Origin of the sequence: Oceaniglobus ichthyenteri, from assembly GCF_003057885.1 — a bacterium.
Classification (GTDB): domain Bacteria; phylum Pseudomonadota; class Alphaproteobacteria; order Rhodobacterales; family Rhodobacteraceae; genus Oceaniglobus; species Oceaniglobus ichthyenteri.
This window is the reverse complement of the sequence record NZ_QAGK01000002.1, coordinates 122045-144784: the sequence shown is the minus strand read 5'-3', so window position 1 is coordinate 144784 and position 22740 is coordinate 122045. Positions and strand designations below refer to the sequence as shown.

Annotated in this window: 24 protein-coding genes; 6 read left to right on the top strand and 18 right to left on the bottom strand. The window is 58.7% G+C overall.

Annotation, left to right across the window (positions count from 1 at the left end):
• Positions 1 to 7: 7 nt before the first annotated feature.
• Together C8265_RS03725 and C8265_RS03720 are read left to right on the top strand one after the other, a co-directional pair.
• Positions 8 to 286 (top strand): DUF3572 domain-containing protein, encoded by a 279-nt coding sequence (locus C8265_RS03725; RefSeq protein WP_108482963.1) that lies wholly within the window; start codon positions 8 to 10, stop codon positions 284 to 286.
• Complete coding sequence (locus C8265_RS03720; RefSeq protein WP_108482647.1) at positions 277 to 984, top strand: HAD family hydrolase; 708 nt, start codon at positions 277 to 279, stop codon at positions 982 to 984. Before C8265_RS03725 ends, C8265_RS03720 begins: the two co-directional genes overlap by 10 nt.
• A 63-nt stretch (positions 985 to 1047) precedes the next feature.
• Here the strand turns inward: C8265_RS03720 and C8265_RS03715 are convergent, their stop codons facing one another.
• From C8265_RS03715 to C8265_RS03675, 9 genes are all read right to left on the bottom strand, one after another.
• Positions 1048 to 1854, bottom strand: coding sequence for a lytic murein transglycosylase (locus tag C8265_RS03715; protein WP_108482646.1), 807 nt, complete (start codon positions 1852 to 1854; stop codon positions 1048 to 1050).
• Positions 1855 to 1917: 63 nt separating this feature from the next.
• On the bottom strand, positions 1918 to 2703 hold the full coding sequence (locus tag C8265_RS03710; RefSeq protein WP_108482645.1) for a creatininase family protein: 786 nt from the start codon (positions 2701 to 2703) through the stop codon (positions 1918 to 1920).
• A gap of 91 nt (positions 2704 to 2794) precedes the next feature.
• The gene (locus tag C8265_RS03705; protein WP_108482644.1) at positions 2795 to 3418 is read right to left on the bottom strand and encodes an NAD(P)H-dependent oxidoreductase; all 624 of its coding nucleotides are present in this window, start codon (positions 3416 to 3418) and stop codon (positions 2795 to 2797) included.
• A gap of 1 nt (position 3419) precedes the next feature.
• A complete protein-coding gene (locus C8265_RS03700) occupies positions 3420 to 4001 on the bottom strand; it encodes an NAD(P)H-dependent oxidoreductase (RefSeq protein ID WP_108482643.1) in 582 nt (193 codons plus the stop codon).
• A gap of 160 nt (positions 4002 to 4161) precedes the next feature.
• Complete coding sequence (locus tag C8265_RS03695; protein ID WP_108482642.1) at positions 4162 to 5562, bottom strand: FAD-binding oxidoreductase; 1401 nt, start codon at positions 5560 to 5562, stop codon at positions 4162 to 4164.
• The gene (locus tag C8265_RS03690) at positions 5559 to 6824 is read right to left on the bottom strand and encodes a cytosine deaminase (RefSeq protein WP_108482641.1); all 1266 of its coding nucleotides are present in this window, start codon (positions 6822 to 6824) and stop codon (positions 5559 to 5561) included. Before C8265_RS03690 ends, C8265_RS03695 begins: the two co-directional genes overlap by 4 nt.
• Positions 6824 to 7687 carry an ABC transporter permease gene (locus tag C8265_RS03685; protein WP_108482640.1) on the bottom strand — a complete coding sequence of 288 codons (864 nt, stop codon included), beginning with the start codon at positions 7685 to 7687 and terminating at the stop codon, positions 6824 to 6826. The genes C8265_RS03690 and C8265_RS03685 overlap by 1 nt, the downstream gene beginning before the upstream one ends.
• Positions 7684 to 8421 (bottom strand): ABC transporter ATP-binding protein, encoded by a 738-nt coding sequence (locus C8265_RS03680; protein WP_108482962.1) that lies wholly within the window; start codon positions 8419 to 8421, stop codon positions 7684 to 7686. The genes C8265_RS03685 and C8265_RS03680 overlap by 4 nt, the downstream gene beginning before the upstream one ends.
• A gap of 104 nt (positions 8422 to 8525) precedes the next feature.
• A complete protein-coding gene (locus tag C8265_RS03675; protein ID WP_108482639.1) occupies positions 8526 to 9530 on the bottom strand; it encodes an ABC transporter substrate-binding protein in 1005 nt (334 codons plus the stop codon).
• 223 nt (positions 9531 to 9753) lie between these two features.
• On the opposite strand from C8265_RS03675, the gene C8265_RS03670 reads away from it, so the two are divergent.
• Complete coding sequence (locus C8265_RS03670; RefSeq protein WP_108482961.1) at positions 9754 to 10140, top strand: RidA family protein; 387 nt, start codon at positions 9754 to 9756, stop codon at positions 10138 to 10140.
• Here C8265_RS03670 and C8265_RS03665 read toward each other — a convergent pair.
• The gene (locus tag C8265_RS03665) at positions 10137 to 10877 is read right to left on the bottom strand and encodes a sulfite exporter TauE/SafE family protein (protein ID WP_108482960.1); all 741 of its coding nucleotides are present in this window, start codon (positions 10875 to 10877) and stop codon (positions 10137 to 10139) included. The genes C8265_RS03670 and C8265_RS03665 overlap by 4 nt on opposite strands.
• A gap of 76 nt (positions 10878 to 10953) precedes the next feature.
• On the opposite strand from C8265_RS03665, the gene C8265_RS03660 reads away from it, so the two are divergent.
• Positions 10954 to 12039, top strand: a complete 1086-nt coding sequence (locus C8265_RS03660; RefSeq protein ID WP_240610965.1) for an AbrB family transcriptional regulator — start codon at positions 10954 to 10956, stop codon at positions 12037 to 12039.
• On the opposite strand, the gene ggpS is transcribed toward C8265_RS03660, so the two are convergent.
• The 5 genes from ggpS to C8265_RS03635 all read right to left on the bottom strand — a co-directional run bounded on the left by ggpS (position 12028) and on the right by C8265_RS03635 (position 17572).
• Positions 12028 to 13521 (bottom strand): glucosylglycerol-phosphate synthase, encoded by a 1494-nt coding sequence (gene ggpS, locus C8265_RS03655; RefSeq protein ID WP_108482638.1) that lies wholly within the window; start codon positions 13519 to 13521, stop codon positions 12028 to 12030. The two genes, C8265_RS03660 and ggpS, sit on opposite strands and share 12 nt — an antisense overlap.
• A 10-nt stretch (positions 13522 to 13531) precedes the next feature.
• Positions 13532 to 14290, bottom strand: coding sequence for an HAD-IIB family hydrolase (locus C8265_RS03650; RefSeq protein ID WP_420818843.1), 759 nt, complete (start codon positions 14288 to 14290; stop codon positions 13532 to 13534).
• Positions 14291 to 14292: 2 nt separating this feature from the next.
• On the bottom strand, positions 14293 to 15429 hold the full coding sequence (locus C8265_RS03645; RefSeq protein WP_108482636.1) for an NAD(P)H-dependent glycerol-3-phosphate dehydrogenase: 1137 nt from the start codon (positions 15427 to 15429) through the stop codon (positions 14293 to 14295).
• Between the two features lie 206 nt (positions 15430 to 15635).
• Positions 15636 to 16277 carry an isochorismatase family protein gene (locus C8265_RS03640; RefSeq protein WP_108482635.1) on the bottom strand — a complete coding sequence of 214 codons (642 nt, stop codon included), beginning with the start codon at positions 16275 to 16277 and terminating at the stop codon, positions 15636 to 15638.
• An 89-nt stretch (positions 16278 to 16366) separates the two neighbouring features.
• Positions 16367 to 17572, bottom strand: coding sequence for a CaiB/BaiF CoA transferase family protein (locus C8265_RS03635; RefSeq protein ID WP_108482634.1), 1206 nt, complete (start codon positions 17570 to 17572; stop codon positions 16367 to 16369).
• A 97-nt stretch (positions 17573 to 17669) separates the two neighbouring features.
• On the opposite strand from C8265_RS03635, the gene C8265_RS03630 reads away from it, so the two are divergent.
• Together C8265_RS03630 and C8265_RS03625 are read left to right on the top strand one after the other, a co-directional pair.
• A complete protein-coding gene (locus C8265_RS03630) occupies positions 17670 to 18563 on the top strand; it encodes a hydroxymethylglutaryl-CoA lyase (RefSeq protein ID WP_108482633.1) in 894 nt (297 codons plus the stop codon).
• The gene (locus C8265_RS03625; protein ID WP_108482632.1) at positions 18560 to 19234 is read left to right on the top strand and encodes a GntR family transcriptional regulator; all 675 of its coding nucleotides are present in this window, start codon (positions 18560 to 18562) and stop codon (positions 19232 to 19234) included. Before C8265_RS03630 ends, C8265_RS03625 begins: the two co-directional genes overlap by 4 nt.
• 5 nt (positions 19235 to 19239) lie before the next feature.
• On the opposite strand, the gene xylA is transcribed toward C8265_RS03625, so the two are convergent.
• From xylA to C8265_RS03610, 3 genes are read right to left on the bottom strand one after another with little or no spacing between them, the layout of a single operon-like run.
• Complete coding sequence (gene xylA / locus C8265_RS03620) at positions 19240 to 20541, bottom strand: xylose isomerase (protein WP_420818842.1); 1302 nt, start codon at positions 20539 to 20541, stop codon at positions 19240 to 19242.
• Positions 20541 to 21980 (bottom strand): xylulokinase, encoded by a 1440-nt coding sequence (gene xylB / locus C8265_RS03615; RefSeq protein ID WP_108482630.1) that lies wholly within the window; start codon positions 21978 to 21980, stop codon positions 20541 to 20543. Before xylB ends, xylA begins: the two co-directional genes overlap by 1 nt.
• Positions 21977 to 22735, bottom strand: coding sequence for an ATP-binding cassette domain-containing protein (locus C8265_RS03610; protein ID WP_108482629.1), 759 nt, complete (start codon positions 22733 to 22735; stop codon positions 21977 to 21979). Before C8265_RS03610 ends, xylB begins: the two co-directional genes overlap by 4 nt.
• Positions 22736 to 22740: the final 5 nt, after the last annotated feature.

Sequence of the window (22740 nt, the reverse complement as noted above, 5' to 3'; positions counted from 1 at the left end):
TTTCGTGATGCGGCAGGAAACAGCCGAAACTCTGGCGGTGCAGGCTCTGGGCTGGTTGGCCGGTGAGGATGATCTGTTGGGCGTGTTCATGGGGGCGACCGGCGTGGGCGTCGATGATTTGCGCGCCCGGGTGGGCGATCCTGATTTTCTGGCTTCGGTTCTGGATTTTCTGCTGATGGATGATGCCTGGGTCGTGCGGTTTTGCGACACGGTGGGCCATCCCTATGAAACGGTGATGCAGGCGCGTGCGGCATTGCCCGGCGGGGGGCAGGTGCATTGGACATAAAGGGTGTCGTGTTTGACAAGGACGGCACGCTGTTTGATTTCAATGCGACCTGGGGCGCATGGTGTCGCCAGTTTTTACAAGAGCTGGCAGATGCGCCCGATCACTTTGCCAAGCTGGCGCGGGTGGTTGGATATGTCCCTGAAACGGAAACGTTTTTGGCCAATAGCCCGGTGGTGGCCGACACCCCCGATATGATCGCCAGGCGGCTGTTGCCCCATATCTCGGGGTGGGATCATGCCGGGCTGATCGGACATATGAACACTTTGACCCAATCGGTAAAACAGGTGCCAACAGTACCCCTGATCCCGGTTCTGGAGGCCTTGCAGGCGCGTCAGTTGACCCTTGGTCTGGTCACCAATGATGCCGAAGCCCCGGCCCGGACGCATTTGCGCCAGGCGGGCATATTGGACCGGTTCACGTTCATCGCCGGATCGGACAGTGGCCATGGCGCAAAGCCCGATCCCGGCCCCTTGCTGGCCTTTGCCAAAGCGGCAGGGTTGGCCCCTGAGCAGGTGGCGATGGTGGGGGACAGTACCCATGATCTGATGGCGGCGCGGGCCGCAGATATGGTTAGCATCGGGATAACAGGCGATGGGCGGAATACCGCCGCATTAACCAAATGGGCCGACGTGCTGTTTGCCGATATTGGCGCGATTCCCGGATGGATCGCCGGGTTTGACCAAAACGAGGCCCGCTGAAGCGGGCCACCCTATGCCCCCACATCAGGCGTGCGCCTGACATGGGGCCCGTTGGTGCCAAGCTTAGCCGTCGATCTTGGCGGCCATGATGGCGATTGCCTTTTGGTACACGCCCGCCGCGTTCCAGGCTTGGATCACACGGAAATTGGGCTGCCCCTCCTGATAGGGCGCGCCGGGTTTCCAACCTTTTTGGCGCAGGAAATTGGCCGTGCTGACCATGGCATCGGTGTAATTGGTCAGATCGACACGCCCGTTGCCATCGCCATCGACCCCATAGCGCAGGGCATTGCCGGGCAGAAATTGTGTGTGCCCCAATTCACCATGGCGTGCGCCAAGGACATTTGGCGAGATGTGCCCGCGATCCACCATTTGCAGCGCCGCCAAAGCGTGCGGCGTAAAGAAATCCGACCGGCGGCAATCATAGGCCAGAGTGGTGATCGCCGACACGACATTGCTGTCGCCCATGAAGCGTCCAAATCCGGTTTCCATACCGTGAATCGCGATCAGAACACCGGCCGGCACGCCATATTGCCGCTCGATGGCGTTAAAGAAATTGGCGTTTTGCGCTTTGCGTTTGCGTCCCTGGGCAATGATTGTGTTGGCGCCACGTATCTCCATGAATTTTTCCAGGCTATAGCGGAAACTTTTCTGGTTTCGATCGGCCTGAATGGTTTTGGTGGCATATTGGGTGTTGGCCAATGCCTGAAGCCCCCGTTGCCCAACGCCCGCTGCTTTTGCCTCGTTGGCGAATGCGGCTTTCCAGGCGTTGAACCCACCGGCGCTGTTGCCACAGGGTGCCGCATTGGCCCCGGTTGCGGCGAATGCCAGAAATGCGGCGGCTGTGGCGGTTTTTGAAAGGGTGGTGAACATGACAATGGCTCCGGCAAAAAATAAGCGTTACGGCATCAGCTTAGGCAACGTCGTTTGATTAGGCTAGGTTCCATTGTCTTGCCCTTGGGGAAGCGGCATTGCGCGCACCTTGTACAGCAAATCAATGAACCCTTTGATCTGATGCTGCGCTGTTGCCGCCCCTTTCGCGGCTGTGGCGGCGGCGGCGTTGCCCACGGTGCCGCTTTGCGACAGATCGCTGGCGATCCAGCCATAGCTGACCGGCCCGACCGGCGAAATCGCCGTGGTTTCGGCGGATGAGGTGAAATTTTCAGCCTTTGTCATATCCACCGTATCCGGGTGAAAATGCAGCATCAGCGATGTTTCCTGATCGCCGCCATGAATGCCAAACGCGTCTTCGTGCGAAGAGTACAGGCCATCTGGCGCGCCAAACCCGGCCCATTGGCATTTTACCGCCAGCATCCCGGCCTGCACCCGCAATTCGCGCGTCAGGATCGATACCAGATCCAGGTTGCCGCCATGGGAATTGACGATCACCAACTTTTTCACCCCGGCCCGCGCCACCGACAGGCCAATTTCGGTCCAGGCGGAGAGGGCGGTGGCGGCGGTAAGGGTAAGGGTGCCCCTGGCCCAGAGGTGTTCGTTGGATTTGCCAATGGATTGTGTGGGCAGAATGCGAATGTCCAGATCATCGGGGCAGGCGGCGCGCAATTCGTCTAACATACCATTGGCAATCATTGTATCCACCCCAACCGGCAGGTGCGGCCCGTGCTGCTCGATGGCGGCAGTGGGCAGGATGGCAATGGTGTTGGCCGGATCAATATCGCCATATTCAGAGGCGCGGTACTGCGCCCAATCAAAACGTTTCATGCGGGCTCCTTTGGGGAATGGGTGGTATTGGATTTGGCGGACAAGCAACCGGCGGGGCGCACGGATGACGTGCGTCACGGATCATTTGTTATCACGCCTTGGCACGTTCGGGTTTGGCCTTGCCCACGAGGCGTATCATTTTGGTGCGCACCTTGAGCAGATGAGCGGCAAGGCTGTCGGGGGTGGCGCTGTCCATCAGATAATGGGCGGCAAAGGCGGTTTTGCACGTGATCGCACAGTTCAGGCGCAAACCCCGCATCAGCGTGCGCTTGCCCGGCGCGCCAACCAGTTGGGTTAACCACCAACTGGCGCCACAGGTGGTGAAAACCCCCAAACGGGTGATGTGCTGTAATCCGGGGCGGATGGTTTTGTGCACCTCATCGGGCATCTTGAACGCCACGCCCGGCACCATGGCCCGATCCAGCCAACCCTTCAAGACCGCAGGCAGGCCGTACCACCATGTGGGATAGACAAAAATCAACGTGTCACACCATTTCAGATCGTCGACATCTTGCTGAACAGGGGCGCTATTGCGGGTTTCGTCCAGATAAAGCGTAAGTTCTTCGTCAGTTAGCGCCGGTGGAAAGCCGCGGGAGTACAGATCACTCAGCCTGATTTCCGCACCCGCCTCTTTTAATTGATCAAGCACCACATCGCGCACAGCGGCAGTGAAACTGTCGGGCTTGGGGTGGCAATAAACAACAAGGGCGCGCATCTTAAAACCTCTTCATTTTGTTCTCCACCTTGGTCAGAAAACCAGAGCGGGTGGCATCGCTGGCGCGATTCATATTATACAAAGCCAAGTATTTCATCGTGTCAGGCCGACAGATATGTCGCATGGCGCGGGTCACGCATCTGCGGGGCGGATCGCCCATCAATATTGCTGTCATACGGTTGCCGCCATAGGTGGTAACAGCGGCCAGTTTGCGAATATGGGTAAGGTTTGGCCTGACCTGGCCGCGCTCCAGCCGGAATGACACACCGGGTAAGAATACCCGGTCCAAAAACCCCTTGAGAATGGCAGGATAGCCGAAATTCCAAACCGGAAATACCAGAACCATCGCCTGCGCTGCGATGATCCGGTCAACATAGCCCTGCACTGGCGCGCGGTTTTCCGGGCTGTCATGGTATCCGCGCCGCTCGGCCGGGGATAAAACCGGATCAAACCCCTCGGCGTACAAATCACACAGGTCCACCGCCCACCCCCGATCAGACAGGGTGGCCACCACCCGATCTTTCAAAGCTGCCGAAAAACTATCGGCACAGGGATGGGCAAACAGGACAAGCGCGCGTGTCATTTCAACCCGTAGTGGCGATTGTGGGCGCAGGATGCCTCCGGCGGGGATATTTCAGGCAAGAAAAAACCAGTGGCACTGCGCCTTGTTTTTTCTTGCTCCAAATATCCTGGGGGAGCGCCGCAAGGCGCGGGGGCAACGCCCCCAGATCCACCGGTTGCAGTCATTCCGCAGCCTGAATACGCGGGTGGCTGTAGATCGATTTGAAATCAAAATCCGGCGTGTCCCAAGACAGCATTTTACCCGGGTTCAACAGGCCCTTTGGATCGGCCTCTTGTTTGAATTTCAACTGGCGATCGTCGACAATTTGGCGCCCGCCTTCCTCCAGCGTATAACGGTGGGGATTGAAAATCATTGCGCCTGCGTCTTCATGCAGCTTCATGATTTCTTCCAGACGCTCTTCGGAGGTGAATTTCACCAATGTCAGGCCAGCAAACATAACCTTGCCCTCTTCGCGCAACACTTCGAGATGTTGCAGCAATTCGGGGCTGAACTGCTTTTGCATCTTTTCGATCAGGTCCAGGTGATCGGGATAGGCATAGCGCACCTGCAAATAGGTGATCGACGGATCGACCTTGAGCGCGCGCAATGTGGTGTGGTTCCAACCATATTCGAAAATGGCGCCCGGGGTGCGATCCCAGTTATGATCATCGCTGCGATAGATCAGCGCGGCGCCGGGGTGTTGATCGAGAAATGTCAGAAACCCATCCATGGAATGGGGCGCCACCATCAGGGCAATCACATTGCTGCCCGGCTCTACATGGGGTTTGACCCGTTGGAAATAATCATGGGCGATTGGCGCTTCGAAAACTGAGACCAGTTTGATCAGGATGCCATCTTCGTTGGCCAACTGATCGGCAAAGCGGGCGGCGTCCATGAAATCATCGGTGGTGACGAACAGTTCCACCCAGTCATAGGCGGGGGCCAGGGGCATTTCGATTTCGGTGATGATGCCGTTGGTGCCATAGGCGTGGGACACACGCTCCAGATCCTTGCCATGAAATTCCAGGATGCGCGGCTCTTCTTCCATGGTGACGACGCGCAGGCGGATGATGTTGCCCAGATCGCGCAATGTGCCCCAGGTGCAAGACCCCACGCCGCCCGACCCGCCGGCGATAAACCCGCCAATAGTGGCCGTCGACCAGGTGGATGAGACCATGCGCAGTTCCTGGTTGGAATGCTCTTTCGTGGCGGCGTCCAAGTCTTTCAGCAAACAGCCCGGTTCCACAATCACCCGGCCCGGGTGAATTTCCTTCACGGCGGTCATATGGCGCAGATGCATGACACAGCCGCCCTCAAGTGGCATGGCTTGGGCATAATTGCCGGTGCCCGCGCCGCGGGTGGTGACCGGCACATTATGGGCATAACAAGCTTTCAGCACTTCGATGACTTCGGCCTCGGTGCGGGGGCGCACCACGAAATCGGCCACCACATGATCAAGGCGCGCCTTGAGCACCGGGGAATACCAGAAGAAATCCCGCGATGAGGCGCGGATGTTGGTCTCTTTTTCCTCAATGTCGAGGTGGGCGAGGGCGGCCTTGGCGGCGGCGATATTGGGTGTCATTTCGGCTCCATCAGATCGTCGAGTTCGGCATAATCGGGCAAGGTGCGGTCAATCTGTGCGCCGTTGCGCAACACGATCCTGTCGGAGTGTGGGCGGGCGAACAGTTCAGACCAGTTTCGGGCGTTGTAGATTGAAAGATCGCCGGGCGCGCCGGGCGTAAGAGACGGTGCAGGCAAACTACAGGCACGGGCCGGGTTGCCCAGCACCGATTGCACCCAATCGGGATCCGAGTGATCCAGATGGCCGATGCGCGTGGCCTGGCGCAGCACCTCAAGCATATCGAGATCGCCAAAGGCATAGAACGGATCGCGGGTGTTGTCAGAGGCGAACGACACATTGATGCCGCGCGCCTTCATCTCATGGACCAGGGTGATGCCGCGCCCGCGCGGGGTGCGCCCGGCGTGGCGGTCTTGCAAATACAGGTTGCACATTGGCAGGCTGACGACGTTGATTCCGGCCTTGGCCACCAGATCAAGTGTGTCAAGCGCGCGCGCCTCGTCCTGGGTGGACAAAGAGCAGCAGTGGCCCACCGTGACCGGGGCATCAAACCCGGTTTCCAGAATCGTCTCGGCAATCAGGCGCAACGTTTCGCTGCTGGCATCCATGGTTTCATCGACGTGAAAATCAATCTCAAGATTGCGCGCGCGGGCCAGGTTCAGGAACCCCAACAGACGCTGTTTCAGATCGGGAACCGGATAGGTGACCATGCCCAAAACACCGCCCGATTGCGCCACGATATCGGCGGTATGGGCAAAACTGCCTTCAGGCTCCATCTGATCACAGCCGATCAGGCAGGCCGCCTGAAGGGTGATGCGGTCTGCCCATTTATCGCGCAGATCGCGGAACACCGCCCATGAAATTTCGTCTTGGGGTGGGATACTGTCTAAATGCGTGCGGATCGCGGTGGTGCCATGGGCATAGGCACAGCGCAGGGCGAAATCGGCGCGGCGCGCCACGTCTTGCGCGCTCCAACGGGCGGTGCGGTCACGTTCCACCGTGTTCAGCGCGCCCATGAATGTGCCATCGGGGTTGGGCGAACGGTTCCAGATGTGGCCCTTGTCCAGATGGGTGTGCATATCGACAAAGCCGGGCAAAACCAATGCGCCCGCCATATCAAGGGCGATGTTCTGTGGCCCGGAAATCTTGCCATTGGCCAAGGAAAGCGACGTGCGGATCAAATCGCCCGGTTGGCCCAGCAAACACGCCGGGACAGTAACATTCTCAAGGGTGACGGGGCCGCTCGGCAGAGTTCGAAAATCCATCAGTTCTCTCGTTTCAGGGCACTTTCGTGCCATTTGCGCAGCATAATGTGCGAAAAGAAGGACAGGGCGGAAAAGATCACAACACCCATCAGCGCCACCAGACCAAGCGCGGCAAACATGCGCGAGATGTTCAACCGATACCCGGCCTCTTGAATGCGAAACGCCAGACCCGCGCCAACACCCCCGGTGCCCGCCACCAATTCGGCCACAACAGCGCCAATCAGGCTGAGCCCACCGGCGATTTTAAGGCCGCCCAGAAAATAGGGCAGCGCCGAAGGGATTTGCAAAAGCCACAGCCGTTGCCAGCGCGACGCGCCATAGATGCGGTAAAGATCACGCAGGTTATGATCGACCGAATTCAACCCAAGCGTGGTCGAGGATAGCACTGGAAAGAACGCCACGATCCATGCACACAGCAACATGCCCACGGTTTTTGAGCTGACATAGATAAAGATCAACGGCGCAACGCTGACCACGGGGGTAACCTGTAAAATCACCGCATAGGGATAGAGCGACATTTCAACCATCTTGCTTTGGTTGAACAAAATCGCCAATCCGGCACCGCCCAACACGGCCAGAACCAACGCCATCAGCGTGATTTTCCCGGTTAGCATTGCGGCATCCCACAGCATCGCCCAATCGGTGACCAGGCTTTCCCAGACGCGGCCGGGGCCGGGCAGGATATAATGGGGGATTTCGTTCCAGACCACGATCCTGTCCCAAAAATATAGCGTCGCCAGCATCACAATGATCGGCAGGGTCCAGCGCGCGATTTTTTCGATCCGGGTGCGGCGGGCGCGGCTGGCCTCTTCGGCGTCGATGGGGGCGGATGGCCCGGCCGGGCCTTGGCTTGCTACACTCATGCGGGCATTCCCATTGCATCTTGAAGGGCGTCGGATGCGGCGCGGCATTGTTGGGCGTATTCCGACGAGGTGCGAAACTCTTCCGATCGGGGATAGGGCGTGTCGACGGTCAGTTCCGCCTGAACGCGGCCCGGACGCGCGGCCATTACCACGATGCGGTCACTTAAAAACACCGATTCAAACACCGAATGGGTGACAAAGATCACGGTACAGCCGATTTTTTCTTTCAGTTGCAACAGATCGTTGTTCAACTTGAACCGGGTGATTTCATCCAGCGCGGCAAAGGGTTCATCCATCAGGATCAATTTCGGATGGGTCACCATGGCGCGGGCAATCGACACGCGCATTTTCATGCCCCCCGACAGTTCGCGGGGATAGGCGTCTTCGAATTTATCAAGGCCGACAAGGGCCAGCGCCTCGCGGACGTCATCACGAACGGCGGCGTAGGATTTGCCGCGCAACCGGAATGGCAGCCAGACGTTTTGCGCCACCGTGGCCCAAGGCATCAGCGTGGGTTCCTGAAACACCACGCCCAGATCACCGGGATCATGGGGCACCTGCCATTCGATCCGCCCCTGGGTGGGTTGCATCAACCCCGAAATCAGGCGCAGCGCGGTGGATTTGCCACATCCCGACGGCCCAAGAAGCGATATGAAATCGCCCGATTGCACATTCAGGTTCATGTTGTCCAAGGCCACGATATCGCTGCCGAACGTCTTGTTCACAGCTTCCATGCGCAGCAGATCGGGCCGTTGACCCACTGGGGGAAGGGGGGATGTCACGATAGGTATCTCCGATGATTGGGGGGCCATGCCCCCCAATCGCAAGTTGATGAGTCTTAGTTCGCGGGCTTAAGATCCATTCCGACCTTTTTATTCACGAATTGGTCTGTCACATTGGCGGACCAATCCAGCCCGTCTTCGACCACGCCAGCCTCAACCACCTTGGCGTAGAAGTCAGAGATCACCTGTTCATTCACGGCGCCGATTCCCATTTCCAGGGCATCGCCGGAATCCACGATTCCCTCGGATTTCATCTTGCCATGGGCATAGGCAAGCTTTTCATCGGTGATGTCGGGGTTCGCGGCCTTGATCATTTCGTTGGCGGCCGTGTTGTCACCATAGAGGTAATTGTACCAGCCCTTGATCGACCCATCGACAAAGCACTGCACCTGCTCGGGCTTTTCTTCGATGGTTGAGCGCATCACTTCGATCGACGTGGAATACGACGAATAGCCCGCATCGGCGATCAGGAAAACGTTGGGTTTGAATCCGGCCTCTTTTTCGATGGCAAAGGGTTCGGACGACAGAAACCCCTGCATCGCCGAATTTTCATTCGAAATGAACGGTGCGGAATTATAGGTATAGGGGCGGCGCTGTTCGACGGTGAACCCATAGGCCGAAATCATCCACTGATAGAAATTGGAAAACCCGTTGTCACCGATCAACAGTTCCAGATCCTTCAGATCTTCAAAGGTTTCGGCCTTGCCCGGATGGGTCAGCAAAACTTGTGGATGTTTTTGAAAGATCGCAGCCGCCAGAACCACGGGAATTTCCTCGCGTGCGGCGTTGAACGTGTCCAACAGATCGCCGCCCATGTGATAATCAATCCGCCCCGCCAACAACAGCGCGCGGTTGTTCACCTGCGGCCCGCCCGACACGATTTCAACATCCAGACCGCATTCGGCATAGGTGCCATCGGCGACCGATTGGTAAAACCCGCCATGTTCGGCCTGGGCCAACCAGTTGGTCCCAAACACGACTTTGGCGTTTTCCGCCTGTGCGGCGGCAACGCCGGTCAGAATCATCGCGCCCGTCAGCGCAGTTTTGGCAAGGTAAGACATGGGGTTCCTCCAGGTTTGTATCGGGCATTTTTATTGGCCACGCGGCAAATGTGGAAAAGGCGGGCCGCCCTTGCGGCAATGTGCCTCGGATCACAGACCGGTGATAGGCAGATTCGCCGATTTTTGCAAAAATTTATCGGGTGGCGTGGGGTTTTGGTGTGGATCGCTCTGGGCATGGGCGCGAAAACCGGCATTTTGGGCGCGCACCCTACGGAGATTCGCCATGCGCCCCCTTGCCCCCGCCACCATCGCCCCGCCTTTTGCCCGATATTCCCACGGTGTGATTGCACCAAAAGGCGCACAGCTGATCGCCAGTTCGGGCCAGTTGGGCCTGGCGCAAGATGGCACCGTGCCCGAAGGCGCCGAGGCGCAGGCCGACATCTGTTTTGCCAATATCGATGCGATTCTGGCCGAAGCCGGGGCAGGGCGGGGCGCGGTTTTGCGTCTGAACGCCTATGTCACCGACCGCGCGCACATGGCCGGATATATGGCTGCGCGGGATCGGTGGCTGAGCGATGTCGCGGTTTTGCCTGCCTCGACCCTGATGATCGTGTCAGGTTTTACCCGGCCCGAATTTGTGGTTGAGATTGAAGTGCTTGCCGCACTCTAGGGCCAGAAGATCAGTTTGATCGCCAGCCCCGTCAGCACGCCCAATATCAGGCGATCAAACGCTTTAGGGCTGATCGCACGGGCCAGATATGCCCCCACCGGCATGAACGCCAGCACCGGAATCACCGCCAGCGCGCTGAGCAACAGCATTTGGGGCGTGTAAAACCCCAAGGCGGCCAATGTGGGCAATTGCACCGCACTGATCGCGATGAAAAATAGCGAAAGCGTGGCGATAAACACCGGGCGCGGCAACTGTGCGGCATTTAAAAAACTGACCGAAACCGGCGATGATATGCCCCCCGCCCCCTGCAACACACCCGCAGCCAGCCCCATTGGCAACACGATGCGCCGGGCCTGTACCGGGCTCAGGGCAAATTCAGCCCGCAACAGCCGCAGCGCGATATACCCCAGCACCGCAAACGCCACGATCAAAGTCAGGGCGCGCACCGGCATTGTCACCAACAAAACGCTGCCCAATACCACCCCTGCCGCCCCCGATATGGCCATCCGCCAGCCAAGGCCCCCCGATCTGTGGTGGCGATACTGCCAAAGCTGCCAGAAATTCGTGCCAAGGCTGGGCAAAACCATCAGGGCCACCGCCAAACGCACATCGAAAAATGCCGCCATCACCGGAATCGCCATGATCGGCACGCCCATTCCGGTTGCGCCTTTCAGCATTCCACCCAACGCCAGGGCGATAAAAACGGCGCTGTATCCCAAGGCGGTCAATTCTATCATGGCAACGCTCATAGCAGACCTGGGCGCGCGGCAAAAGATACTGGCATCATTGAAAAAAACGGCGTAGGGCTGGGCCATGTTCCGTTTTTCACCCGGCATGCCGCCGCCTTTGATTATCTGGTTTACTGCAGGTCTCCTGATTCTCGGCGCGGCGGGTGGTGAATTGGCGGCGCTTATCAATGTGCCGTTGCCGTGGATGATGGGCAGCCTGGCAATCAGCGCGATTTTGGTCGCCGTCGCGCCGCACCGGTTTCCTGCAAATTATGTCTTCCCGCTTCGGTTTCGGATGGTGTTCATTGCGATCATCGGGGTGATGATCGGCGCACAGGTCGATGCCGACATGTTGGGCGAATGGCGCAATCTGGCGATCAGTCTGGGCGGCGTTACCCTTTTTGTTTTTCTGGCCCATGGCACCAATTACTGGCTGTTTCGCCGGTTTGGCGGATACAGCCGGGTCACGGCGTTTTATTGCGGAACGCCCGGCGGTGTCATGGAAAGCATCGCCATGGGCGAAGAGGCGGGCGCAGATATCCGGCTTTTGACCCTGCAACAGTTTTTGCGCATCATTCTGGTGGTTGTCAGCGTGCCAATCGGCCTGTCCCTGTTGCACGGTGGCCCGCTGGGCAGTTCTGCAGGGATTGAATTTGGCAACCCCGACGCCGGACCCTGGGACATTCCCAAGGTTTTGGTTGTGGGGCTGGTCGGTTTGGTCGTCGGGCGCGCCCTGCGGCTGCCCGCAGGGCAGTTGACCGGGCCGTTGGTGGCGACCGCCGTGCTGAGCGGTCTTGGCTGGATCGATGTCAATCCGCCGGGCTGGATGGTGGCCGCGGCACAGGTTGTGCTGGGTGTCAGTCTGGGGGTGCGGTTTATCGGAATCACCGCGCGGATGTTGCAGGTGGCGGCCGGGCTGGCGATTGCATCGGTGGGGGCGATGCTGGGGTTGGGGGTGATCCTGTCGGTGCTGATCAACCAGATTACCGGCCAATCGGTGCAGGTGATGATCCTGTCCTTTGCCCCCGGTGGGGTGACCGAAATGGGGCTGGTGGCCCTGTCGCTTTCGGCCAATCCGGCAATGGTGGCATTTCACCACCTTTACCGGATCACGATTACCGTTCTTGAGATGTCGGTTTTGGGCCGCTGGCTGAATCTGTCAGACGGTTGATCGTTCCTTCATCGCCTCGTTGAACGCGGCCTCCTGGGCATCGCCCCAGGCGCGGATGTCATATTTCTGCACAACCTTGCGCAGCAGCGCCATCCGCTTGCGCCGCTCGTCCTTGGGCATGGCAAGGGCCGTCAGGATTGCGTTATCCATCGAGCGGAAGGAATAGGGGTTGGTGATCACCGCCGCGCCCATTTCAACCGCCGCACCGGCAAATTCAGACAGAACCAGAACGCCATCGCCATCGGTGCGCGCCGCCACGTATTCCTTGCATACCAGATTCATCCCATCGGCCAGCGGCGTGATCCATGCCACATCGGCCGCCTGATAATAGGCAATCAATTCGGCAAACGGCACCGCGCGCGAAATCAGCGTGATCGGTGTCCAGTCAAAGGTGCCGAACCGGCCATTGATCCGCCCGGCGGTTTGTTCGATCGTGTCTTGCACTTCGGCATAGGCGGCCATGCTGCGGTTGGCGCTGACAGAAACGTGCATCAACCGGACCTTGCCGCGCAATTGCGGGTTTGCCTCTAACACGCGGCCGAAACTTTCCAACTGATCGGCGCCGCCTTTGGTGTAATCGGTGCGCCCAACCGACAGGATCAGTTGCGCATCGCCCATTTCTTCGCGGATGGCGGCGGTCTGTTCGGCGGTTTCGGGCAAATCGGCCTTGCCCAGAATATAGTTCACATCCACCCCGACCGGCGCGGTGCAGATTTGCACCCTCTGATCGTTGTGGGTGATATGGGTGGGCACGGTGCGTTCGGTCAGCGCGGTGCCTTCGGCGATGAAATCATCATCCACCCGCACGCGCACGATTTCTTCGACGTCAAACAGCGATCGCGCGACCGAGACAAAATTCGATGCATAGCGCGGAATGTGAAACCCGACAATGTCACAGGCCAGCAGGCTTTCGACGATTTCCTTGCGCCAGGGCAGGACGTTGAACATATCCGCAGCGGGGAACGGCGTGTGGTGAAAGAATGAAATCCGCACGTCAGGGCGCATTTTGCGCAAATATCCCGGCACCAGCCACAGGTTGTAATCATGCACCCAAACCACCGCGCCAATCTTGGCCTCGGCGGCGGCCGCCTCGGCAAAGGCGCGGTTCACGTCGCGGAAATTCTTCCAATCGACCGGGTCATAGTTATAGCGTTCGCGAAACCCGTGCAGGATCGGCCAAAACGCCTCTTTGCTGGTGACGTGGTAGAAATCAGTCACCTGTTCGGCGGTCAGGGGCAGGCGCGACACCGAATATGTGCCATAGCTGTCGGAAATTTCGACAACCTGTTCAAAGCCCGGATCATTGACATCCTCGGCCAGTTTCCACGCCACCCAAGCGCCGTGATCGACGCTGCCGAAAAAGCTTTTCAACGTCGGAACAATGCCATTCGGGCTGGAGTTTTCCTTGAAAACGATCTTGCCGTTTTCCTCAACCTCTTCATAGGGTTGGCGGTGATAGACAATAACCAGATCAGACGACATAGGGGGATCCTTATACGTTTGGGTGCAGGTTCAGCGCGGCAATCGCCTCTTGGATGCCGGCGGCGCCAATGGCCTTGGCGTGGTACACATGGTTCATATCGCGCAATCGTTCGCTGAGGGCCGGTTCAGATCCGCCCACAGCCACGGCTGGCACGCCAAGGGCCAGCATCGAATAATCATTCATCGTATCACCGGCCGCCAGAAGACGGCGGTGCGCAATATTCAGGTGATTGGCCAGCAGCCGCAAAGACGGGCCTTTGCTGATCCCTTTGGGCAAAACATCGAAATACCGATTGTCAGATACGAGGGTATCAAGACCCATGGAGCCGATAATGTCATGGGCGCCGGAATCAAATGTGTCAGGGTCGTAATCATAACTGACCCGATAGCGAAAATCGGTTTCCTGCAACGTCAATCCCGGAACAGCGGCCAAGGCGGTGCGCACCTGATGGCCCGCATTGCCCCAGAGTTTCGATATCTCGGTTTCAAGGGCCGGAATCGGGCTGACCTTTTTATCGACCACCTGTGCAATCGTGGTGCCCACATCGCCGATCACATATTCCGGCCAGGGCAGGCCATCATGACACATGTGTTCGATAAACTGCGGATCGCGCCCGGTGACAAAGATCAGCCCGACCGTATCGCGGTGCGCCTCGATCCAATCATACAGGCGCTTGCGGTCATCCTCAGTGCCGCCCAGAAACGTTCCATCAAGATCGGTCGCCAGAACGAAATGTTTGTCACTGAGCGTCGTGTCGGTGCTTTGAATAGTCACGAAGAAACCTCATCAATCGGAAGGGTGGGCATACGGCCCGACGGGTGATCGAACGACAGGCCCATCGCGCGCGGCTCGGCCTCGATCGGGGAAGACCACATATGGGCAAAAGTATCGCGCAGGTCGGCCCCGTCATGCAACACACGGCGCACCGCCTCGCAAATCGGCAGGGCCAGACCCAGGCGGCGGGCCAGATCGGTGACGGTGATGGCGTTGTGCTCGCCCTCGACCGTGGTGGGTTTGCCATCAAAACACTGATCGCGCGGGATACCGGCACCCAACTGCATGCCCAGCGACATGTTGCGCGAACTTTGCGATGAACAGGTCAGCGTCAGATCGCCCGCGCCCGACAGGCCGGTGACGGTTTCACGCTGACCGCCCAATGCTTCGGCCAGACGTTTCATTTCGTCCATCCCGCGGGTGATCAGGGCGGCGCGGGTGTTTTCCGCAAATCCCGCACCCGTCATCATGCCACAGGCAATGGCGATCACGTTTTTCACCGCGCCGCCAATTTCCACCCCCACCAGATCATCGGATATATAGGTACGAAACGATGGCGTGCTCATGGAAACGGCCATGCGGGCGGCGGGGCTGTTCATCGGCGACAACCTGTCATCATAGGAAAACTTGAACGCAACCGTTGCGGCGGTGAAATGGCCCATCGCGGTTTCATCGGCAAAGGTCGGACCGGAAATCACGCCCACCGGATGATTGATACCCAGCACGTCAGCCGCGATATGGCCCATCAGATATCCTGTGCCCTCTTCGATGCCCTTGGCGCAGATCGCCACCGCGACGCCCTTGCCAATCAGCGGCGCAATCTGTTTGCACATATCGCGGATCGCGACCGAAGGAATGACAATCAAAACAGCCTCGGCCCCGGCCAGAGCTTCGGCCAGATCGGTGGTGGCCACGATACCTGTGGCCAGATCAATATCGCCCAGATACCGGGTGTTGTGACCGGTGCGGTTCATGTCGTCAATCACCGCCTGATCCCGCCCCCACAACCGCACACTGCGCCCGGCACGGCGCGCGACGCTGGCCAATGCGGTGCCCCAGGCCCCGGCGCCCAGAACGGCAATCGTGTCATAGGGGCGGGATCTGAGGGCCGGGCGGCTGGAATCTTTGGTCATATCGGTCAAAAACGCTCCTGATGTTTGCGCAAACGTCCACCCCGGTAACTCTGCTGCGCCTGCACTGGTTCCATGCTGTGGTGCAGAAAACGTGACTGGCGCGGCGTTGGTGGACGGCGCGGTGGGCTGAACTATCGCTGTCTTAGCGTAAAACGCGGCGTGCGGCTATGGCTTGCATGCAGGTCGGCAAACCGGAGGCGACGGCGTCATCCGGCAGATTTGAGCGCATCGAAATATTTGATTGCATCCCGTGTGGTCAGCAGATCGGCGTATTTGGCCGACATGTCGAACAGATTGGCGTCGTGCGGGCCAACGGCCCGGTCGCCCACCGCATCGCTGACCACGAGGGTGACAAACCCGAAAGACACACTGTCAATGCAACTGGCCCGTACACAGCCCGAAGTGGTAAGCCCGGTGATCAACAAGGTATCAACACCCATACTGCGCAAAGTCGCATCCAGCGAGGTGCCGAAAAACGCGCTGGGATATTGTTTTGTCACCATAATATCATCGCCAATCACCCGCAGGGGCGAGGCAAGGCGTTGGGTGTCCTGACCTTCGTCAAACACCTTGAGTGCGGGCACCTTTTGATAAAACGCGCCGCCATTGGCTCCGCCTTTTTGATACTTCACCTCGGTGAAAATTACCGGCACACCGCGCGCGCGGGCCGCATCGGCCAGAATGACCGCGTTATCCAGGGCGTGTTCACAACCATCGCCGCCAAACAGCGGTGACATTTCATCGAAATAGGCATTCGCAAAATCAACCAGCAACAGCGCCGGGTTGTCGCCCCAGGTTTGTTTCTTGTGATAGCCCGCCTTGGCATAGTTTTCATCGAGGTTGGTCATGGGTTCACCGTTGCTTTGTGAGGGGCTGGCCCCTCACACTCCCCAGGATATTTCGAGCAAGAAAAAACCACAACTCCTCTTGCTGGCGGTCAGATAATGCCCTTGGCCTTCAGATCGGCGCGTTTTTCCGCGTTGAGGCCCAGAAGGTCGCCATACACATAATCGTTGTGCTGGCCCAGTTCGGGGCCGACATGGCGCACCTTGCCCGGGGTGTCCGACAGGCGCGGCGCGACGTTTTGCATTTTCATCATGCCGAAATCGGGGTGTTTGACATCAACCAACGCTTCGCGTGCCTTGAAGTGGGGATCATCGATCATATCCTGCGCCTTGTAGATCAGCCCGCAAGGGACGCCATTGTCATTCAGCAGGTTTTGCAGATCGTCCAGAGGCACGGTTTTGGTCCAGTCATTGATCAGATTATCGAGTTCGACCATGTGTTTGCCCCGCGCCGAATGGGTGGCATAGCGTTCGTCAGTGGCCAGTTCGGGGCGGCCCATGGATTCGGCCAGCCGTTTGAATACGGTATCCTGATTGGCAGCGATCAACAGCAGTTTGCCATCCTTGGTGTCAAACACGTTCGAGGGGGACACATTGGGCAAAATTGCACCGGTCCGTTCACGCACATAGCCCGCCACATCATATTCAGTGACCAGGCTTTCCATCATGTTCAGCACCGATTCATAGATCGCAGAATCCACAACCTGGCCTCTGCCGGTGCGTTCACGGGCATGGACCGCCATCAGCGCGCCCATACAGGCATGTACCGCCGCCAATTCATCGCCGATGGAAATGCCCATCCGGCTGGGCTGATTGCTGGGGTCGCCCACGACATACCGCAAACCGCCCATCGCTTCGCCAATAGCGCCATATCCGGCGCGTTTGGAATAGGGGCCGGTCTGGCCAAACCCGGTGACCCGCACCATGATCAGACGCGGGTTGATCGCGGCAAGGTCTTCATACCCCATGCCCCAACGCTCCATCGTGCCGGGGCGGAAGTTTTCGATCAGAATATCGGTGTCCTTGATCAGCTCTTTCACCATCTCCTGTCCCTCGGGGGTGCGCAGATTGATGGTGATCGATTTCTTGTTGCGCGCGACAACGGGCCACCACAGGGATTTACCATGGGGTTTTTCCTGTCCCCACTGGCGCATCGGATCCCCCACGCCGGGCTGTTCGCATTTGATTACCTCGGCACCGAAATCGCCCAGTAACTGGCCACAGAACGGCCCTGCCAGAAGTTGCCCCATTTCGATGACCCGAAGATCGGTTAGCGGGCCTTGCCGTTCGTCACTCATTTGTTTTCTCCTCTGGGGTGGGCGGTTGCCCGTCGCGAATCCTTTTCATATGGTGTAAGGAGTGCATACAAAATGCAAACCAGTTTGGCAGATAATCATGGAAAATATCGAAATAATTGAGGTATCGCCGCGCGACGGTATACAAAATGAGAAAACCATTCTTGATTCGCAGACAAAGCTGACGCTGATCGAAATGGCGCGCGATGCTGGCGCGGCCCGTATTGAAGTGACCAGTTTCGTCAATCCCAAACGCGTGCCGCAAATGGCCGACGCCGATGAGGTGGCCACCAGCCTGCCGCGCGGCACCGGCCAGCATATCGGCCTGACGTTGAACCAGCGCGGGTTTGATCGCGCCCTTGCCGCCGGTCTGGACGAGGCGAATTTTGTCGTCGTGGCCAGCGATACATTCAACCAGAAAAATCAGGGCGCGACAACCGAACAAACCATTGCCGCCCTGCGCAACATCATGGCCCAGCCGCATCCGATCCGGATTGGTGTGACCATCGCCGCGGCATTCGGTTGCCCGTTTGAAGGTGAGGTGCCGCTGGACCGGATGATGCAGGTTGTCGATGCCTGTGTTGCCGTGGGTCCGGTGGAAATTGCCCTGGCCGATACCATCGGTGTGGCCACGCCGCGCGATGTGACCACCCGGGTCAACGCCGTGCGCCGCGCCCATCCTGACATGCCGATCCGGCTGCACCTGCATAACACCCGTAACACCGGCATCGCCAATGCCTGGGCCGGGATTGAGGCGGGTGCGCGGGCGCTGGATGCATCGTTTGGGGGGGTGGGGGGGTGCCCGTTTGCACCGCGTGCCACAGGCAACATCGCCACCGAAGATCTGTTGTATATGCTGGATCGTTCGGGCGTGAAAACAGGTATGGATCTGGATAAATCCATCGCCGCCGCCGAATGGTTGCAATCACAGCTGGGCCACACGGTGCCGGGCATGGTGATGAAGGCCGGGGGTTTCCCGAAAATCATGGCATGAACGACGAAAACGCGAAACTGCCTGCCGCCGAGCAGGCTTATCTGTCGATCCGGCGTGCCATTATCACAGGTGGCCTGACCCAGGGCGAGAGGTTGACAGAACAACGTCTTGCCGCCGATCTCAGCCTGTCGCGCACCCCGGTGCGCGAGGCGATTTCGCGCCTGATCCTGGAGGGGTTCGTTGAAAAACAGGAAGGGTATTCAACCCGCGTTGCCGGTTTTCAGGTGGATGAGATGGCGCAGATTTTCGAAATCCGCCGCCTGCTTGAAGGGTATGCCGCGCGGCGTGCCGCAAAACTTGCCACGCCGGATCAAATCGCGGCGCTGCGCCAGCTTTGCGATGAAATGGCCCGTCATACGCCGCCGAAATCGCAGCATGATTACGAACAGATCGCGGCGGCCAATGAGCGGTTTCACCGGATCATTGCCGAGGCGGCGCGCTCGCCCCGTTTGTTGGCTTTGTTGTCGGTTGCGGTGGATGTGGGCATGGTGGTGCGCACGTATCACCTGTATTCAGAGGCCGATTTGCAGCGATCTTTGGGCCACCACCGCGAACTGACCGACGCGATCGCGGCCCGGGGCGAAACCTGGGCCGAAAACGTGATGTCGGCCCATATCATGGCCGCCGCCAGCGTCGCCTTGGCCCATCAGCCCGCGCCGCCGACGGATTGAGGCTTTCAGATATAGCGCGACACGATATTCTCCAACACCTCTTGCTGCCCTGACCGGGGTTCGGGGCGCAGATCGGCCGCCACAACCCTGTCATGCACGTCGTCCAGCGATTGGCCCAAAAGCGCGGCACCTTCGGGCGTGTCCCACCCGGCATAGCGTTCGGCGCGCGGCTGTTCCAACGCCTCATCGTTCAGCATTGCCGCGGCTGCCTTTAGCCCCCGCGCGCATACATCCATCCCCCCCACATGGGCGGCAACCAGATCGATGGGGTCCAGTGATTGGCGGCGCAATTTGGCATCGAAATTTGTACCACCGGTGGTGAACCCCCCAGCCTTAAGCACCTCGTAATAAGCCAGCGCCGCCTCGCGCGGGTTGTCGGGGAATTGATCAGTGTCCCACCCCGATTGGTAATCATTGCGGTTCATGTCGATCGAGCCGAAAATTCCCAAGGCCCGCGCCATCGCCAGTTCGTGTTCAAACGAATGACCGGCCAGAATTGCATGGCCCTGTTCGATATTCACCTGTACCTCTTGTTCTAATCCGAACTGTTTTAAGAAACCGTAAACCGTTGCCACATCATAATCATATTGATGTTTTGTCGGCTCTTGCGGTTTTGGTTCGATCAATATCGCGCCTTTGAACCCGATCTTGTGTTTATATTCGACTACACGGGATAAAAACGCGCCCGCCTGTTCGCGTTCGCGCGCCAGATCGGTGTTGAGCAGGGTTTCATACCCCTCACGCCCGCCCCACAGCACATAGTTTTCACCGCCCAGCTTCATCGTGGCATCCATGCAGGTTTTTACCGTGGCCGCCGACCATGCGTAAACATCCGGATCGGGGTTGGTGGCGGCACCCGACATAAACCGGCGATGGCTGAACAGATTGGCCGTGCCCCACAGGCATTTCATGCCCGAGCTTTCCATCTTCTCACCGATATAATCGACCATCTCGGCCAGATTGCGCGATGTTTGCGCAAAACTATCGGCCTCGGGGCGGATATCGGCATCGTGCCAGCAAAAATAGGGCAGGCCGAGAATGGCAAACAGATCAAAGGCATTGTCGGCCTTCAGCTTGGCCGCTGCCATATCATCGCCAAACCAAGGCCGATCAAAGGTTTGTCCGCCAAACGGGTCGCCACCGGGCCACGCGAAAGAATGCCACCAGGCACAGGAAAACCGCAAATGATCCTCCATCCGTTTACCATTCAGCAACTCATCCGGGTCATAGTGGCGAAAGCTCAGGTCCGATGTGGTGTCGGGACCGGTGAAGGTAACGGGGGCGATCCCATCGAAATAACGCATGATCAGTGATCCTTTAACAATTCATAGGCGGCGCGATAGCGGTGATGCTGATCGGCAAAGCCTTGGGTCAGGGCGGTGTCGGGCGTGATCGCCCGCGCAATGGGGGGCGGGGTGGCAATTTCGGCGCCTGCGCCGGTGGCGGCCATCATCCCCAACCGGGCCGCGCCCAAGGCGGCACCAAAATCGCCCGCTTTTGGCAATTCCAGCGTGATATTCAGGGTGGTGGCGATGGCCGACAGCCAATAATCCGATTTGGTTCCGCCCCCCAATGCCAAGGCAGAGTCGATCTGTGTGCCCGTGCTGGCCAGGGCATCGCGGCAATCGGCAAAGGCAAAGGCAACGCCCTGCATCACCGCGCGCGCTGCTGCATTGGCGTCGGTACTGTGATCAAGGTGCAGGAATTGCCCGCGCATCGCGGCATCATTGTGTGGCGTACGTTCGCCCCCGAGATAGGGCAGGAACAGGGTTTTGGTTGGCGTGCCAAGCGGGCCAAGATCGGCGGTCAGATCGCGCGCCGATTGCCCGGTCAGATTTGCCAGCCAATTCAGCGCATCGGTGGCCGCCAGAATGACGCCCATTTGATGCCAGGTGCCCGGCACCGCGTGGCAAAATGTATGCACCGCGCTGGCCGGATCAGGGCGATAGCCCGCGTTGGCGGCAAACAGCACGCCCGATGTGCCAAGGGATAAAAACGCGCTGCCATCGCGCACCACGCCTGCGCCAATCGCCGCGGCGGCATTGTCACCCGCGCCCCCGGCGACGATCATCTCGGGCAGGTTCAATTCGCGCGCAAGTGCCGGGCGCAACCGCCCCGTGGGTTGCGACCCTTCGGCGAGCTTTGGCATTTGATCGCGCGACAGATGGCAGGCCGCCAGCAATTCATCCGACCAATCCCGCGCGCCGGTATCAAACCACGCCGTGCCCGCCGCATCGGACATATCCGACGTATACTCACCGGTCAGAAACAGGCGCAGATAATCCTTGGGCAACAGGACTTTGGCGATTTTATCAAACACCTCGGGTTCATTTTCACGCACCCAATCGACCTTGGGCGCGGTAAAGCCGGGAAATACGATATTGCCGGTGAGGGCGCGAAACCGCGTGTCGGCGTCCATTTTCGCCGCCTGTTTCGCGCTGCGCGTGTCGTTCCACAACATGCAGGGGCGCAACACATTATCATCGGCATCAATCAGCGTCGCACCATGCATATGCCCGGCCAGGCCCAGGCCGGTGGCATCGGAACAATCCGCCTTACCCGACAACGCGCGCAGGGCATCGGTGGCCGCCGTTTCCCATGATTTCGGGTCTTGTTCGCTCCAGCCATCGTGGGGGCGCTCTACCTTCAGGGGCACGGTGTGTTCGGCCAGAATGGTCTGATCCTCATCCATCAGGATCGCTTTGAGTGAGGAAGTGCCAAGATCAAGGCCGATAAACCGGCTCATGCTGCGCGCTCGGGCTTTTTGCCAAGGATGATCATGCTGAGGATTTCATCGTCGGTCACATCGGCCACGTTTTCGGTGCCGACCAATTGGCCATTTTTCATCACCGACACCCGATCGCACAGCTCCATCACATCATGAATGTCGTGTGAAATCAAAAAGATGCCCAACCCCTGACGTTTCAATTCCTGCACCAGTTCCGAAACCATTTTCGTTTCTTGCGGCCCCAAGGCGGCGGTGGGTTCGTCCATGATCAGGATCTTGGCGTTGAAATAAACCGCCCGTGCAATGGCGACCGATTGGCGCTGTCCGCCCGACAGGGCCGACACCGGATCGGCGAACTTTTTGAAATTCGGGTTCAGGCGGTGCATGATCTTGCGGGTTTCGGCCTCCATCTGGGCATCGTCGACAAAACCGATATTGTTGACCAGTTCGCGGCCCAAAAACAGGTTGCTGGCCGCGTCCAGGTTATCGGCCAAGGCCAGGGTTTGATAGATCGTTTCGATGTTGTGATTGCGCGCATCGCGGGGGTTGTTGATGGTTACCTTTTCGCCGTTTACGAAAATCTCGCCCGAATCCGCCTGATACGCACCCGACAGGCATTTGATCAGGGTGGATTTGCCCGCGCCGTTGTGGCCCAACAGGCCGACAACCTCGCCGGGGTATAAATCAACGCTGACGCGGTCAACGGCCTTGATCCCGCCAAAGGCGATTGAAATGTCGCGCAATTCGACCAAGGGGGTTCCTGTATGTGTCATGTCGG

Excerpts from the sequence above, each read along its gene's own strand:
- C8265_RS03725 (WP_108482963.1), top strand. The coding sequence starts at position 8 with ATGCGGCAGGAAACAGCCGAAACTCTGGCGGTGCAGGCTCTGGGCTGG.
- C8265_RS03715 (WP_108482646.1), bottom strand. The coding sequence starts at position 1,854 with ATGTTCACCACCCTTTCAAAAACCGCCACAGCCGCCGCATTTCTGGCA.
- C8265_RS03710 (WP_108482645.1), bottom strand. The coding sequence starts at position 2,703 with ATGAAACGTTTTGATTGGGCGCAGTACCGCGCCTCTGAATATGGCGAT.
- C8265_RS03705 (WP_108482644.1), bottom strand. The coding sequence starts at position 3,418 with ATGCGCGCCCTTGTTGTTTATTGCCACCCCAAGCCCGACAGTTTCACT.
- C8265_RS03700 (WP_108482643.1), bottom strand. The coding sequence starts at position 4,001 with ATGACACGCGCGCTTGTCCTGTTTGCCCATCCCTGTGCCGATAGTTTT.
- C8265_RS03695 (WP_108482642.1), bottom strand. The coding sequence starts at position 5,562 with ATGACACCCAATATCGCCGCCGCCAAGGCCGCCCTCGCCCACCTCGAC.
- C8265_RS03690 (WP_108482641.1), bottom strand. The coding sequence starts at position 6,824 with ATGGATTTTCGAACTCTGCCGAGCGGCCCCGTCACCCTTGAGAATGTT.
- C8265_RS03685 (WP_108482640.1), bottom strand. The coding sequence starts at position 7,687 with ATGAGTGTAGCAAGCCAAGGCCCGGCCGGGCCATCCGCCCCCATCGAC.
- C8265_RS03680 (WP_108482962.1), bottom strand. The coding sequence starts at position 8,421 with ATGGAAGCTGTGAACAAGACGTTCGGCAGCGATATCGTGGCCTTGGAC.
- C8265_RS03675 (WP_108482639.1), bottom strand. The coding sequence starts at position 9,530 with ATGTCTTACCTTGCCAAAACTGCGCTGACGGGCGCGATGATTCTGACC.
- C8265_RS03670 (WP_108482961.1), top strand. The coding sequence starts at position 9,754 with ATGCGCCCCCTTGCCCCCGCCACCATCGCCCCGCCTTTTGCCCGATAT.
- C8265_RS03665 (WP_108482960.1), bottom strand. The coding sequence starts at position 10,877 with ATGATAGAATTGACCGCCTTGGGATACAGCGCCGTTTTTATCGCCCTG.
- C8265_RS03660 (WP_240610965.1), top strand. The coding sequence starts at position 10,954 with ATGTTCCGTTTTTCACCCGGCATGCCGCCGCCTTTGATTATCTGGTTT.
- ggpS (WP_108482638.1), bottom strand. The coding sequence starts at position 13,521 with ATGTCGTCTGATCTGGTTATTGTCTATCACCGCCAACCCTATGAAGAG.
- C8265_RS03645 (WP_108482636.1), bottom strand. The coding sequence starts at position 15,429 with ATGACCAAAGATTCCAGCCGCCCGGCCCTCAGATCCCGCCCCTATGAC.
- C8265_RS03640 (WP_108482635.1), bottom strand. The coding sequence starts at position 16,277 with ATGACCAACCTCGATGAAAACTATGCCAAGGCGGGCTATCACAAGAAA.
- C8265_RS03635 (WP_108482634.1), bottom strand. The coding sequence starts at position 17,572 with ATGAGTGACGAACGGCAAGGCCCGCTAACCGATCTTCGGGTCATCGAA.
- C8265_RS03630 (WP_108482633.1), top strand. The coding sequence starts at position 17,670 with ATGGAAAATATCGAAATAATTGAGGTATCGCCGCGCGACGGTATACAA.
- C8265_RS03625 (WP_108482632.1), top strand. The coding sequence starts at position 18,560 with ATGAACGACGAAAACGCGAAACTGCCTGCCGCCGAGCAGGCTTATCTG.
- xylB (WP_108482630.1), bottom strand. The coding sequence starts at position 21,980 with ATGAGCCGGTTTATCGGCCTTGATCTTGGCACTTCCTCACTCAAAGCG.
- C8265_RS03610 (WP_108482629.1), bottom strand. The coding sequence starts at position 22,735 with ATGACACATACAGGAACCCCCTTGGTCGAATTGCGCGACATTTCAATC.